Genomic DNA, 12,223 nt, shown 5'->3' on the forward strand with positions numbered 1-12,223 from the left:
GTCAGGAGCCCTTCCCCGCTGCGCGCGCCCGGCACCTTGCCGAGGCTCAACGTTCGGGTGAACCTTCCGCGCCCCGGTTCACGCCCCCGGTTGACGCCCGGCCGGGACCCGCGGCCCGGGCGCCGGCTGCCGGCGCCCGGCGGCGACCTCGGTGGCCAGCGCGGCCAGCGCCGCCGGGGCGCCCAGCTGCCCGCGGATCCCGGGGAAGGCGTTGACGTCGACGATCAGCGGTCGGCCCGCCACGTCCAGCACGTCCACGCCGTAGACGTCGAGCCCGAAGGTCCGGCCGGCCGCGAACGCCAGGTCGGCGTACCCGGCGGGCAGCCGCTCCACCCGGCGGTGCGGCAGCGGGCCGCCGTCGGCCAGCTCGGAGCGGCGGAGCTCGGCGAAGAGCTCGCCGTCGACCACCCAGAGCTTGTGGTCCCAGCCGTCGCCGGGTGCCAGGTCCTGGACCACCACCGGTTCCCGCGGCCACCGCTCGGCCAGCCGGGCGGCCTCGGCGCCGGTGGTGACCCGGGCGACCAGGTCGCCGCGGCGGCTGTGGCGGCTCTTGACCACCAGCGGCCCGCCGTGGGCGGGCCAGTCGGCGGCGAGGGCTGCGAGGGTGGCGGTGCGGGTCGGCGCGAACGGCAGTCCGGCCCGGCCGGCCCGGTCGGCCATCGCCAGCCGGTCCTGGCAGAAGGCGGTGGCGGCCGAGGAGTTGAGGACGGGGACGCCCTGCTGTTCCAGCGCCGCCGCGAGGGCCAGTGCGGCCGGGGTGCGGGCCTTGAGCAGGTAGACGTCGGCCGGGTCGGCGGGGCGGTCGGCGTCGGGCGCCGACACCTCCACCGTGTGGCCGGCCGCCTGCAGCAGGGCGGTGGTGGCGGTGAGCAGCGGGTGGTCGGGCGCCGGGGTGATCAGGCCGATCCTCACCGGCCGCCGCCGAGCGCGGCGGAGGAGGGCACCAGCCGGGCGCCGGGCACGGAGGGCCAGGCGGAGCCGCTGCGGGCCAGCCGCACCACCGCGCCGGCAACCGTGTCGACGGCGTCCGGCACCTGCCGGAAGCTCGGGAAGTCGTTGACATCGACCACCACCGGTCCGTCGGGGCCGAGCAGCACGTCGACGCCGTACAGGTCGAGGCCGAACACCTCGCCGACCTGCGCGGCCACCGCGGCGACCTCGGCGCTGAGCGCCACCGGCCGCTCCCGGTGCGGGTGGTGCGGGTGCAGCGGGGAGGTCCGTTCGGTGGCGAACAGCTCGCCGCCGGCGCAGTAGACCTTGAGGTCGAGGCCGGGGTTGGCGATGTACGGCTGCGCGATCAGCAGCCCCTCCCCCGCCAGGTCGGCGGCGAGTGCGGGCAGTTGGTCGGGGCGTTCGACCAGGTGGACGGCGCGCCCGGAGCTGCCGTCGGCGGGCTTGACCACCAGCGGGTAGTGCTGCTGCGGTATCAGCGAGAACTCGGCGGGGTCGGCGGCCGCCCAGGTCTGCGGTACGGGCAGGCCGTGGTGGGCGGCGATCACGGCGGCCTGGGCCTTGTCCCGGACCGGGCGGATCGCGCGGGCGTCGTTGACGGTGGTCAGGCCGAGCCCGGCGGCGGCCTCCAGCAGGCCGAGCCCGGGGCCGCCGGAGACCGTCTTGAGCACCCAGGCGTCGTGCTGTCCGGACCGCACCAGGGCGCCGAGGTCGAGCAGCGAGCCGCCCGGCCGCAGGACGTCGACCCGGTGGCCCCACTCGGTCAGCCGGCGCACCACGTCGAGCGGCATGCCGTCGTTCCGGTAGTGCTCCTCGACCAGGAAGCAGAACCTCATCCCGTACAACTCCTGTCCCCCCGCGATTCCGCGGCTCCGGTGTAGCGCCTCAGGATGCCACGGATCGGTCCGGCAAGATCGCCCGGTACGTCCCGGAACGGCCACAGCCGGGTCACAGCGCGGCGGCTCCGGCGCGCGCGGCCGGTCCGCCCGCGCCCCCCGGGTCGCGGGCCCGGGGGCGGGGTGCTGCGTGCACGAAGGCGGCCCGGCGGCCGCGGCGGCCGGTCACGGAACCGTCCGGAAACCGTCGGCGCAGGCCACAGCCCTGTCACGGGCCGCAATGCCGCGGCCCCGGGCCATTACCCTCTCTTGGGAAAGCCTTTCCCGCGGGGAGGGGACCCGGGTACCGAAGGAGGGGCGGTGCGCGAATCCGTCAGGCCCGCTCCGGCTCCCGGCCGCACCGGCGGCCGGCCGGGTCCGCGTGGGGCGCTGCGCCCGCGCGGGCTGCACGACCTGCGCGGGGGGCCGGTGCCGGTGGCCCTGCACTACCCGCCGGACGACCTGGTGGTGGTCTCCGGCCTGCCCGGCAGCGGCAAGAGCACGCTGCTGCGGCGCTGTGCGCGCGGGCCGGTGATCGACTCCCAGCACGTCCGCGAGCGGTACCGGGCGCGGCTGCCCCGGGCGGTGCCGTACGCGCTGTACCGGCCGCTGGTCCGGGTCAGCCACTACCTGCGGCTGCGCCGGGCGCTGCGCGCGGGCGGCCCGCTGCTGGTTCACGACTGCGGGACGCTGCCGTGGGTCCGCGGCTGGCTGGCCCGCAGCGCCACCCGGCAGGGGCGCCAGGTGCACCTGGTGCTGCTGGACGCCAGCCCCGCCGAGGCGGCCGCCGGTCAGCGCGAGCGCGGCCGCGGGGTGTCGGCGTACGCCTTCGCCCGGCACCGCCACGCCACCGGCCGGCTGCGGGAGCGGCTGGCCGGGGCGGGCGGGCCGCCGGCGGGCTGCGCCTCGGCGGTGGTGCTGGACCGGGCCGGGGCGCTGGACCTCCAGGACATCGACTTCGCGGGCTGAGCCCCGGTCAGCGGCCGTGCACCTCGAGGAAGGTGCGCACGGCGGACTCCAGCGCCCCCTCGATCCAGGCCGGCTTCAGGCTGGTGTGCTCGCCCGCGAAGTGCACCCGGCCCTCGGGGGTGCGGGCCGCCGGGTGCAGTTCGTGCAGCTGGCCGGGGGTGAACATGACCGCCTCGCCGAGCGCGTAGCGGGCCCGGGCCCAGGACTGGGTGACACCGACGCCGGTGAACTCGCTGCGTACCTTGGGTCCGAACAGCCGCTCGAGGTCGTCGAGGGCGAAGGCGTAGCGTTCGCCGGGGGTCAGCGAGTCCCAGCGCATCGCGTCGTCGGACCAGGTGTACGAGGCGAGCACCACCCCGCCCGCGGAGCCCTCGGGGGCGTGCGAGGGGAAGTAGCTGAAGCGGCTGGCGCTGTCGGAGACGCAGCCCCCGCCGGTGAAGCCGGTCGGCCCCTCCTCCCAGAACCGGGTCCTGAACTCCAGCAGCACCTTGGTGGCCGAGTCGTAGTGCAGTTCACCGACCGCCCGCCGCTTCGGGTACGACATCAGCGGCTCGACGGTGCAGAACCGCAGTGCGCTGAACGGGATGGTGACGATGGCGTAGTCGCCCTCGAACACCTCGGTCGGGGCGGTCGGCGCGCCGTCGCAGGACTCCTCGTCGCCGGTCTCGGCGCAGGTCTCGATCCGCACCCCGGTGTCGCTCTGCACCAGCCGGGTCATCCGGCGGCCCATCCGCAGGTCGTTGCGGAGCGGGGCGGCGAGCGCCTCGGTGAGGACGTCGGTGCCGCCCTCCAGCTCCCAGTAGCGGTTGTCGGGCCTGATCACGGCGTGGTCGATCAGGGTCGGGACGATCGAGTAGTGCAGCCGGGAGGTGAGGTTCTCCAGGGTGCCGGCGGCCTGGATCCGGTTCTGGTCCCAGCCGGCCTCCTCGACCAGGTAGCGGTGGGTGGAGTAGCCGTCGTAGCGGCGGAAGATCTCGGTCCAGGCGGCCAGCTTCTCCTGGATGGAGGCGTCGGCGGGCACGGAGAGCTTGGCGAAGGCGCGGTCGACGGCGGCCGCGGCGGTGGTGTCCAGCTCGGTGCTGAACGAGCGGTTCACCGCGCCGGGGCTGCGGGCGTAGTCGGCCCGGGTGGAGCGCTCGCCGTTGACCGCGATCCTGGTCCGGAAGGTGGCGGCCGGTGCCTTGAAGCCGTCGTCGGCGGGGCCGTTGGTCCAGGTCTCGCCGGTGAACGAGCGGTGCACCACCGCGGGCGTGCGGCCGGCCGGCTGCTCGCCCGGGGTGATGTCGGCGTTGTAGAACAGCCGGCGGCGGAGCCCGAGCTTGTCGGCGAGGGCCAGCACCAGCGGGTGGAAGTCCGGCAGGCGCATCGCGCCGGCCTCGGCGTGCAGCTTCCGGTCCGTGAACATGCCGCGGAAGGTCTTCACCCGGCCGCCGACCCGGCTTCCGTTGGCCTCGATCACCACCACCTGGTGCCCGGCCTGCCTGAGCAGGGTCGCCGCGGTCAGCCCCGCGATGCCGGCGCCCACCACCAGGACCTTCTTCTGCGGTGCGCGGGCCGGCAGCCTGCCGTCGATCAGGATCTTCAGGTACTCGAGAGTCAGGTCGGTCTTCTCGTCGTCACCGACCATCAGCATCTTGCGGGCGAGGTCGCGGGCGGTCTCCGGGTCGGCCCCGCCGCCGGCGGCGGGCGTGCGCGGCGGTTCGAGGGCGGTGCGGCCGGCGAAACCGGCGGCGCCGGCCACCGCCGCGGCGGCCGCGGCGGAGCCGATGACCGCGCGGCGGCCGAGCCGGGGGCCGGTGCGGCCGGGCGGGGTCCCGTCGGGCAGCTGGGTGGTGGACTGTTCCATGGATACTCCGTCGGTCATGTGGTCCGGCAACACCTGGGCCAACTGGAGCAGTCCGTTCCGGGCACGCCCGGCCGGCGGTTTTCACCCGCCCGGTGGGTGATCACCGCGCCCGTCACCCGCCCGGGCGCGGCGGACAGGGTGAGCCGGCCGCGCGCCGCCCGGCGGGCCCGCCGCCGCTCGCTACTGTGTCGCCCATGCCCACCCCCCACCCCCTGCGCGGGCCGCGCGCGCGTCGGCTCGCCGACCGTCTGACCGCGCAGTACCGCATCCCGATCGAGCCGCAGTACGACCCGGGCAGCCGCCGCTGGACGCTGCGCTGGTACGACGGGCCGCCGCTGGCCGCGGTCCGGGCCGCCCTCGGCCGGCACGGGCCGGAGGCCGAGCAGCTGCTGGTCCGCCGTGACCTGACCACCCGGGCGCTGGCCCTGGCCGCGATCCGGGAGACCAGGGCCGGCGCGATGCACCGCTGGGTCGGCAGCTGGGGCCAGCGCTACCACCTGGAGCAGGTGCTGGCCGACCGGCCGTTCCCGGACCGGGCGGACGGCCCGCGGGAGGCCGCGATGCTGGAGCGGCTGCTGCAGGCCGCCACCGCCGAGCACGGACGCTGGAGCCACCCGGACGAGAACAAGGCGTTCGAGCTGGTCGCCCGGGACGGCGTCGCCTGGCTGCTCCCGGACGACCGGCTGGCCGGCCCGCAGGACCGCGACGGGCTGGCGCTCGGCCCGCTGGAGTACCTGACGGCCCGCTACGCCACCGGCGTGCACCGCACGGCCTGGGAGACCGCGCTGGCCACCATGCCACTGCGGGCCGCGGTGACCGCCGCCCGCGACGACAGCGCGCCGACCCCGGACGCGGCCCGCGCCGCGCTCGCGCTGCTGCCCGCACTGCGCTCCGAGCTGACGGCCGACCTGGACCGCACCCAGGACCGGCTGAACCGCGCCGCGGCCCCGGCCTGACGCCCGGGCCGGCCACCGGGGCGGCGCCCGGCCGCCGTGGGCCGGGCCGCCGTCACAGGCCCGCGTCCCGGGCCAGCAGGGCGGCCTGGACCCGGTTGTCGCAGCCGAGTTTGGCGAGGATCCGGCTGACGTAGGTCTTCACGGTGGCCTCGCTCATGTGCAGCCGGGCGCCGGCGTCCGCGTTGGACAGGCCCTCGCCGAGCAGGTCGACCACCTGGCGCTCGCGCTCGGTGAGGACCGCGAGCCGGCTGCGGGCCGCCTCGCCGCGGGCGCCGGCCGAGCCGGCCGCGAGGCTGTCGACGATGTGCCGGGTGGCGGCGGGTGACAGGAAGGCGTGGCCGGTGGCGGCGGCCCGGACCGCCTGGATCAGTTCGGCGGGGGCGGTGTCCTTGAGCAGGAACCCGGCGCCGCCGCCGCTGATCGCGCGCAGCACGTTGTCGCGCTCGCCGAAGGTGGTGAGGATCAGCGCCCGGGCGCCGGGCGCGGCCCTGGGCAGTTCGGCGAGCGCGCTCAGTCCGTCGAGCACCGGCATCTGGATGTCCAGCAGCACCACGTCGACCGCGTGGGTGCGGGCGAGTTCGAGCGCCTGGCGGCCGTCGGCGGCCTCCGCCACCACCTCGATGTCCTCGGCCGAGCCGAGGATGAGCCGGATGCCGGCCCGGATGAGCGGCTCGTCGTCGGCCACGAGGACCCTGATCACGGCGGTCTCCTGTGCTACCCGGGGGCTGACGGGGTGCGGACGGGGTGCGGACCCCTACACCTTCGCACGGTAGTGCTGTTTGTCGATCAGCAGGCCGTCCCGGAAGCAGAACCGCACCACGTCCTGGGTGTCGAGGTCGGTGTTGCCGTCGTCGGTGCCGAACCACCGGCAGTCGGCGTCCGGCGGCACCGGCGGGCCGCTGTCCCGGTAGCCGCCGGTCAGCCACTCGGCGCCGGGCGGCAGCTGCTCCAGCACCTCGTCCTCGGGGGTCTGCGGCTGGATCGAGTCGTACAGCGCGACCGGGACGGTGGAGTCCTGCACCGAGTCGGCGAACTTGACGCCGGCCCAGCCGACCACGGCCACCGAGACCAGCAGCACCACGGCGGCGGTGACCGCGCAGCCCACCACCGGTCCGCGGCCGGTGGCGGGCAGCGGCTCGGCGGGCGGCAGCCAGGGATCGCCCTCGTCCGCGGGCGCCCGGCCGCCGCTGTCGTACGGGAGCAGCCCGGCCAGCCGGTAGCCGCCGTCGGGGGCCGGGCCCGCGTGGACGATCCCGCCGAGCAGCCGGGCCCGCTCGCGCAGGCCGGTCAGGCCCTGGCCGCCGCTGACGGCGCCCGAGGGGGCGGCGGCCGGGCCGTTGGCCACCTCGACGACCAGGGTGTCGGGCTCGTACCGCAGGGTCACCGTGATCGGCGCGCCGGGCGCGTGCTTGTGAGCGTTGGTCAGGCCCTCCTGGACGATCCGGTAGGCGCCGTGGCCGGTGGCGGCGGCCAGCGGGCGCGGCTCGCCGTCGCGGCGCAGCGTGACGGCGGCGCCGGCCGCGCGGGAGGCGTCGGTGAGCCGTTCGACGGTGTCGATGCCGCCGGCCTCGGGCAGTGAGTCGTCGCGCAGCAGGCCGACCACCTCGCGCAGTTCCCGCATGGCGCCGGTGGCGGCCTGCCGGAGCACCCCGACGGCCTCGCGCTGGCCGCCGGTGAGGGTGCGGTCGACCTCCAGGGCGCCGGTGTGCACGGCTATCAGGGCGAGCTGGTGGCCGAGGCTGTCGTGCATGTCCTGGGCGATCCGGTGGCGTTCGCGCAGCCGGGCCTGGTGGGCCACCATGTGGCGCTCGCGCAGCAGTTGCTGGTTGCGTTCCTGGAGTGCGCCGAGCAGGGTGCGGCGCTGCGCCAGGTAGCGGCTGATCACGGCGGGCAGGACCGCCAGCATCATGAAGCTGACCACCACGAGGGCCAGTTCGGCCAGGGCCGGCAGCCCGGCGGGGTCCAGCCGGTACGACAGGCCGCCCAGGATCAGCAGTGCCGCGGTGAAGAACGCGGTCAGCGGCGCGGGGCGCAGGATCCGCCGTCCGGCCGACCAGCCGGCGAACACCAGGGCGGGCACGAAGCCGGCCGGTCCGGTGACCGCGGCCGACGCCAGGACCAGCACCGTCCCGGGCAGGCCCCGGCGCAGCAGGTAGAGCGCGGCGGTGCCGAGTCCGACGGCGGCCATGTGCAGCGGCCGGGTGCCGTCCAGGTTCTCCAGCCCGCCGGCGAGGACGGCGAGCGCGGCCGCGGCGACCCCTTCGCGGACCAGCACCCGGCGGGTCCACGGGCCGGGCAGGGCGCGCTCCCGCAGGGCGCGCGGCGTCGGCGGGCCGGGGAGCGCGCGCAGGCGTGCCAGGGCCGGACGGGTGATCGGTCTCGGGGTCACGGGGACCGAGGGTAGCGGGGTCGGCCCCGGGGGCGCTGTCGCGGTTGGTCGCGGTCGGCCCGCGACGAAAGTCGCTGCTGCGGGTCAGTCCCGGCGGGCGAGCAGCAGGGCGACGTCGTCGGCGCGGTGGGAGGCGTGGCGGGCGTCGCCGACCAGCCGGTCGGCGAGGGATTCCAGGGTGCGGCCGCGGGTGTGGCCGAGCGCGGTGCGCAGCCGGTCGATGCCCTGTTCGATCGGGGCGCCGGGCTCCTCGACCAGGCCGTCGGTGTAGAGCGCGAGGACGGCGCCGGGCGGCAGCAGGAACTCGGTGACCGGGAAGTGCACCGAGCGGTCGATGCCGAGCAGGGGGCCGCCCTCGAGGTCCAGCACCTCGGCGGGTCCGTCGGGGTGGCGCAGCAGCGGGGGCAGGTGTCCGGCGCGGACGCCCTGGGTGCGTCCGTCGGCCGGGTCGAGCCGCAGCAGGCAGCAGCTGGCGAGCAGCCCGGCGTCGAGGTCGAGGAGCAGCTGGTTGGTGCGGGTGAGGACCTCGTCCGGGGCGCTGCCGCTGCTGACGAAGGCGCGCACCGCGCTGCGCAGCTGTCCCATGGTGGCGGCGGCTCCGACGTTGTGGCCCTCGACGTCGCCGATCACCAGGCACAGGCCTTCCGGGGTGGTCACGGCGTCGTACCAGTCGCCGCCGATCTCCATGCCCTGGGTGCCGGGCAGGTAGCGGGCCGCGGTGGTCAGGCCGGGGACGGTGGGCAGCCGGTGCGGCAGCAGGGCCTGCTGGAGGCCGCGGGCGAGGGCGAACTCGGCGTCGTAGAGGCGGGCCCGTTCCAGGGCCTGGGCGATCAGGCCGCCGAGCGCGGTGAGCACGGAGCGCTCCTCGGCGGTGAACACCCGCTGGTGGTCGAAGCCGATGATGCAGCTGCCGACGGGGTGGCCGGAGGCGATCAGCGGGAGGAAGGCCCAGGCCCGCATCTCGTCCCGGGGGATGCCCGGGTAGGCGGCGACCAGTTCGTCGGGCGAGGAGAAGAAGATCGGGGCGCCGCTGCTGAACACCTCGGTGCCGGGCAGCCTGGAGCGGATCGGTATGCCTTCGAAGGAGTCCAGGAATCCGGTCGGGTAGCCGCTCTGGGCGACCAGGTGCATCCGGCCGCTGCGGGCCAGGTAGAGGGCGAGTTCCTGGCCGCCGAAGCCGGGCAGGATCTGGTCGATCACGGAGGCCGCGACCTCGCGCACGGTGACGGCCTCGGTGAGTGCGCTGGCCAGCTGGAGCAGGTGGTAGAAGGCGCCGGGCCGGGGCGGGGTGGCGGGCGGGGCCTCGGGCAGTTCGTCGAGGTGCTGGCCGCTGGGGGCCGCCGGGACGACCCGGCCGGTGACGCCGTACGCGTCGGGGTAGAGCGAGAACGCCAGCCAGTGGTCGGGCGGGCGGCGGGCGAGGAAGGCGGTGGGCTGCTGGGAGACCATGGCGGCGCGGTAGCGGTCCTCGTAGACCGGGTCGGTCAGCCACGGCAGGGACTCCCAGGGGAGGCGGCCGATCAGCTGGACCCGGGGGGCGCCGAGGTGCATCTCGGCGCTGCGGTTGACGTAGGCGACCCGGCCGTCGGGGTGGAGGGCGAAGACGCCGTCGCGCAGCCGTTCGACGGCCGCGGCGGCGGCCGAGCCGGCGGTGCTGTCGAGCACGGTGACCACCAGGTGGGCGGAGCCCTCGGGGACCCGGCCGCGCAGCTCCAGGGTGCGGTAGCCGCCGCTGTGGTCGCGGACCTGGACCTGGCGGCTGAACGGTCCGGCGCCGCGGACGGCGGCCCGGGCGGCGGTGCGCAGCGGCCGGACGTCCTCCGGGGCGAGCCGGGCGACCAGGGTGGCCCAGCGGCCGTCGAACTCGGCCGGGCCGAGTCCCAGGATCCGGGTCAGTTCGCCGTCGGCGCGCAGCCGGCCGGTGGCCGGTTCCCAGTCCAGGCTGCCGATCAGGGTCGCGCTGTCGGTGGGCGCCGGCGGGCGCAGGACCTTGGGTTCGCGGCCGGCCGCCAGTTCGTCGCCGTGGGCGGCGAGGCCGGCGGCGAGGCGGTTGGCGGCGGTGCGCAGCGGGCGTCTGGTGCCGGGCGGGGGTCCGCCGGCCGAGCCGGGCCACAGCAGGGCGAGCGCGCCGAAGCTCTGGCCGTCCGCGGCGAGCGGCACCCAGGCGCTGGCGTAGGAGTAGGGCAGGCCGACGGCCAGCCGGGGGAACCTGCGCATGGTCTCGTCGGCGTCGCCGAGCAGGATGGTGCGGCCGGTGCGGTAGGCCTCGGCGGGGGGCAGCGGGGCGGCGACCGGGATCCGGCGCAGGACGTCCAGCAGGTGCAGCGGGACGCCGACCACCGTGTTGATCATCAGCGAGCGGCGGTCGGGTGAGCGGAGGTAGACCAGTCCGCCGTAGGCGGAGGTGCTGCGGACGGCGCGCAGCAGGGAGTCGGCGAGCAGCCGGTCGACGGCGTCCCGCCAGCGCGGCCGGGCGCCGGACACCCGGCTCGCCCCGGTCCGGTCGGTGGAAGGCGGCGGGCCGTGCTGGTCCGCCGGCACACCCTGTCGCATGTTCTTCTCTGTACGCCGCGCGGCCGGGGGGTGTCAAACCGGGGTAAGCGGGACAGGCCGCGCCGGACCGCGCCGCGGACGGACGGCCGTCACCCTCCGCCACCGGAGCCGCGACCGGCCCCGGGCGCCGGACCCCGGCCTCGGCCATCCGGGCCACAGCGGAGCGGCGCCCGGTTCACCGGGGATTCACCCGGGGATCATCCGCCGGTATGACGGTCAGATCATCCGCTCGTCGCCGCGCGCTGTTCGGCTGCGCCGCCCTGCTGCTCGCCTCCACCGCCTGCGCCGCACTGCCCGACGGCGGCGACCGCACCACCGCCGCGCCCGAGCGCCGGCACTCCGGCGACCCGCTGCCGCCGGCCGCCCGGCCCGTCGTCGTCCTCCCCGGCCGGGCGTTCCAGGAGGAGGACAGCGCCCAGGCCGCCGAGGCCCGGCAGGCGTCGGCCCGCGGCGAGGCGCTCGCCACCGCGCAGCGCTGGGGACTGGCCGCGCCGCCACTGGCCGCCCCGCCGCCCCCGCCCGCCAAGCCCGAGCTGACCGCCGGGCCCCACGTCAAGGTGCAGGACGGCGCACCGCCGGTGGTCTACCGGGTCCCCACCGACCTGCCCGTGGTCTTCCTGACCATCGACGACGGCGCCGAGAAGGACCCCGAACTGCTGCGGATGCTGGCCGACCTGCGGGTCCCGGTCAGCGTCTTCCTCTCCGACTACCTGGCCCGCGCGGACTACGGCTACTTCCGCCGGCTGCACGCCCAGGGGGTCACCATCAACAACCACACCATCGACCACCCCGACCTGCGCACCCTGGCGGCCGACCGGCAGCAGCAGGAGATCTGCGGGCAGCAGGACCGGCTGGAGGAGGAGATCGGCTCCCGCCCCACCCTGTTCCGGCCGCCGTACGGCGAGTACACCGACGTCAGCCTGCGGACCGCGGCCGGCTGCGGGATCACCGCCGTCCCGCTGTGGAACGAGGAGGCCTTCCCCGACCACATGGACTACCGCTACGACGACCGGCGGCTGCACGCGGGCGACATCATCCTGACCCACTTCCGCGGCCCCTCGCTGTGGAACGGCGACATGACCCAGATGCTCCGCCGGGTGATCGACACCGCCACCGCGCAGGGCTTCGCGCTGGCCCGCCTGGACGACTACCTGTAGCCGCTCGCGTCCAGCATCCGGAACCACCCGCCCCGCGGCCGCCCGACGTGATCGACTGGTGCCTCTTCCCCCGGAAGGAGGCACCCGTGCTGCCCTCTGTCGACGGACTGGTGTTCGCCCCGGTCGGCCGCGCCGAGCACGGCGAGGTGGACGGCTCCACCCGCTTCGCCTACCGCGAGCAGGACGGTGTCGTCTGGGCCTCGTACGCGGGCGGTGAGATCGTGCACGGGCGGCTGGTCGGCACCCGGGCCGGGGACACCCTGGAGTTCCGGTACGTGCAGCTCAACCGCGGGGGCGAGACCGCGGGCGGACACTGCGTCAGCCTGCTGAGCCGGCTGCCCGACGGGCGGCTGCGGCTGGACGAGACCTGGCGCTGGGAGTCCCGCGAGGGCAGCGGCACCAGCGCCGTCGAAGAGGTGCTGCCGGACCCCCGGAAGAGCGCCCCCGACGCGATGTTGACCGGCCGGTAACTCCTCCCTATGCTCGGCGCACGCCGGCCGCCGCCCACCTCGGGCCGGCCGCCGGGA

Annotated in this window: 10 protein-coding genes; 4 read left to right on the forward strand and 6 right to left on the reverse strand. The window is 76.3% G+C overall.

The features are described 5' to 3' along the window. Positions 1 to 78: 78 nt before the first annotated feature. Together AC2TEW_RS17390 and AC2TEW_RS17395 are read right to left on the reverse strand one after the other, a co-directional pair. The gene (locus AC2TEW_RS17390) at positions 79 to 912 is read right to left on the reverse strand and encodes an ATP-grasp domain-containing protein (RefSeq protein WP_484624259.1); all 834 of its coding nucleotides are present in this window, start codon (positions 910 to 912) and stop codon (positions 79 to 81) included. Further along, the gene (locus AC2TEW_RS17395) at positions 909 to 1,787 is read right to left on the reverse strand and encodes an ATP-grasp domain-containing protein (RefSeq protein WP_484624260.1); all 879 of its coding nucleotides are present in this window, start codon (positions 1,785 to 1,787) and stop codon (positions 909 to 911) included. Before AC2TEW_RS17395 ends, AC2TEW_RS17390 begins: the two co-directional genes overlap by 4 nt. Positions 1,788 to 2,147: 360 nt before the next feature. Here AC2TEW_RS17395 and AC2TEW_RS17400 point away from each other — a divergent pair, with 360 nt between their 5' ends. Continuing rightward, positions 2,148 to 2,795, forward strand: coding sequence for an AAA family ATPase (locus tag AC2TEW_RS17400; RefSeq protein ID WP_484624261.1), 648 nt, complete (start codon positions 2,148 to 2,150; stop codon positions 2,793 to 2,795). 7 nt (positions 2,796 to 2,802) lie between these two features. On the opposite strand, the gene AC2TEW_RS17405 is transcribed toward AC2TEW_RS17400, so the two are convergent. Continuing rightward, on the reverse strand, positions 2,803 to 4,641 hold the full coding sequence (locus tag AC2TEW_RS17405) for a flavin monoamine oxidase family protein (protein WP_484624262.1): 1,839 nt from the start codon (positions 4,639 to 4,641) through the stop codon (positions 2,803 to 2,805). 194 nt (positions 4,642 to 4,835) lie between these two features. Between AC2TEW_RS17405 and AC2TEW_RS17410 the strand changes: the two genes are divergently transcribed. Next, positions 4,836 to 5,597, forward strand: a complete 762-nt coding sequence (locus AC2TEW_RS17410) for a hypothetical protein (RefSeq protein ID WP_484624263.1) — start codon at positions 4,836 to 4,838, stop codon at positions 5,595 to 5,597. Between the two features lie 52 nt (positions 5,598 to 5,649). Here AC2TEW_RS17410 and AC2TEW_RS17415 read toward each other — a convergent pair whose 3' ends face one another. From AC2TEW_RS17415 to AC2TEW_RS17425, 3 genes are all read right to left on the reverse strand, one after another. Continuing rightward, positions 5,650 to 6,297: a response regulator gene (locus AC2TEW_RS17415; protein ID WP_359887567.1), complete on the reverse strand. Its 648-nt coding sequence runs from the start codon at positions 6,295 to 6,297 to the stop codon at positions 5,650 to 5,652. A 54-nt stretch (positions 6,298 to 6,351) separates the two neighbouring features. Continuing rightward, positions 6,352 to 7,986, reverse strand: a complete 1,635-nt coding sequence (locus AC2TEW_RS17420; RefSeq protein WP_484624264.1) for a sensor histidine kinase — start codon at positions 7,984 to 7,986, stop codon at positions 6,352 to 6,354. Positions 7,987 to 8,070: 84 nt separating this feature from the next. Further along, positions 8,071 to 10,539 (reverse strand): SpoIIE family protein phosphatase, encoded by a 2,469-nt coding sequence (locus AC2TEW_RS17425; protein ID WP_484624265.1) that lies wholly within the window; start codon positions 10,537 to 10,539, stop codon positions 8,071 to 8,073. A gap of 209 nt (positions 10,540 to 10,748) precedes the next feature. Here AC2TEW_RS17425 and AC2TEW_RS17430 point away from each other — a divergent pair, with 209 nt between their 5' ends. Further along, the gene (locus tag AC2TEW_RS17430) at positions 10,749 to 11,696 is read left to right on the forward strand and encodes a polysaccharide deacetylase family protein (RefSeq protein ID WP_484624266.1); all 948 of its coding nucleotides are present in this window, start codon (positions 10,749 to 10,751) and stop codon (positions 11,694 to 11,696) included. An 86-nt stretch (positions 11,697 to 11,782) separates the two neighbouring features. Beyond that, a complete protein-coding gene (locus AC2TEW_RS17435) occupies positions 11,783 to 12,166 on the forward strand; it encodes an avidin-fold protein (RefSeq protein WP_484624267.1) in 384 nt (127 codons plus the stop codon). Positions 12,167 to 12,223 lie beyond the last annotated feature (57 nt).

Source organism: Kitasatospora sp. NEAU-CNBT7 (genome assembly GCF_057220535.1).

Bases quoted from the DNA above. Each gene is read 5' to 3' on its own strand.
- AC2TEW_RS17395 (WP_484624260.1), bottom strand. From the start codon at position 1,787: ATGAGGTTCTGCTTCCTGGTCGAGGAGCACTACCGGAACGACGGCATG.
- AC2TEW_RS17405 (WP_484624262.1), bottom strand. From the start codon at position 4,641: ATGGAACAGTCCACCACCCAGCTGCCCGACGGGACCCCGCCCGGCCGC.
- AC2TEW_RS17410 (WP_484624263.1), top strand. From the start codon at position 4,836: ATGCCCACCCCCCACCCCCTGCGCGGGCCGCGCGCGCGTCGGCTCGCC.
- AC2TEW_RS17425 (WP_484624265.1), bottom strand. From the start codon at position 10,539: ATGCGACAGGGTGTGCCGGCGGACCAGCACGGCCCGCCGCCTTCCACC.
- AC2TEW_RS17430 (WP_484624266.1), top strand. From the start codon at position 10,749: ATGACGGTCAGATCATCCGCTCGTCGCCGCGCGCTGTTCGGCTGCGCC.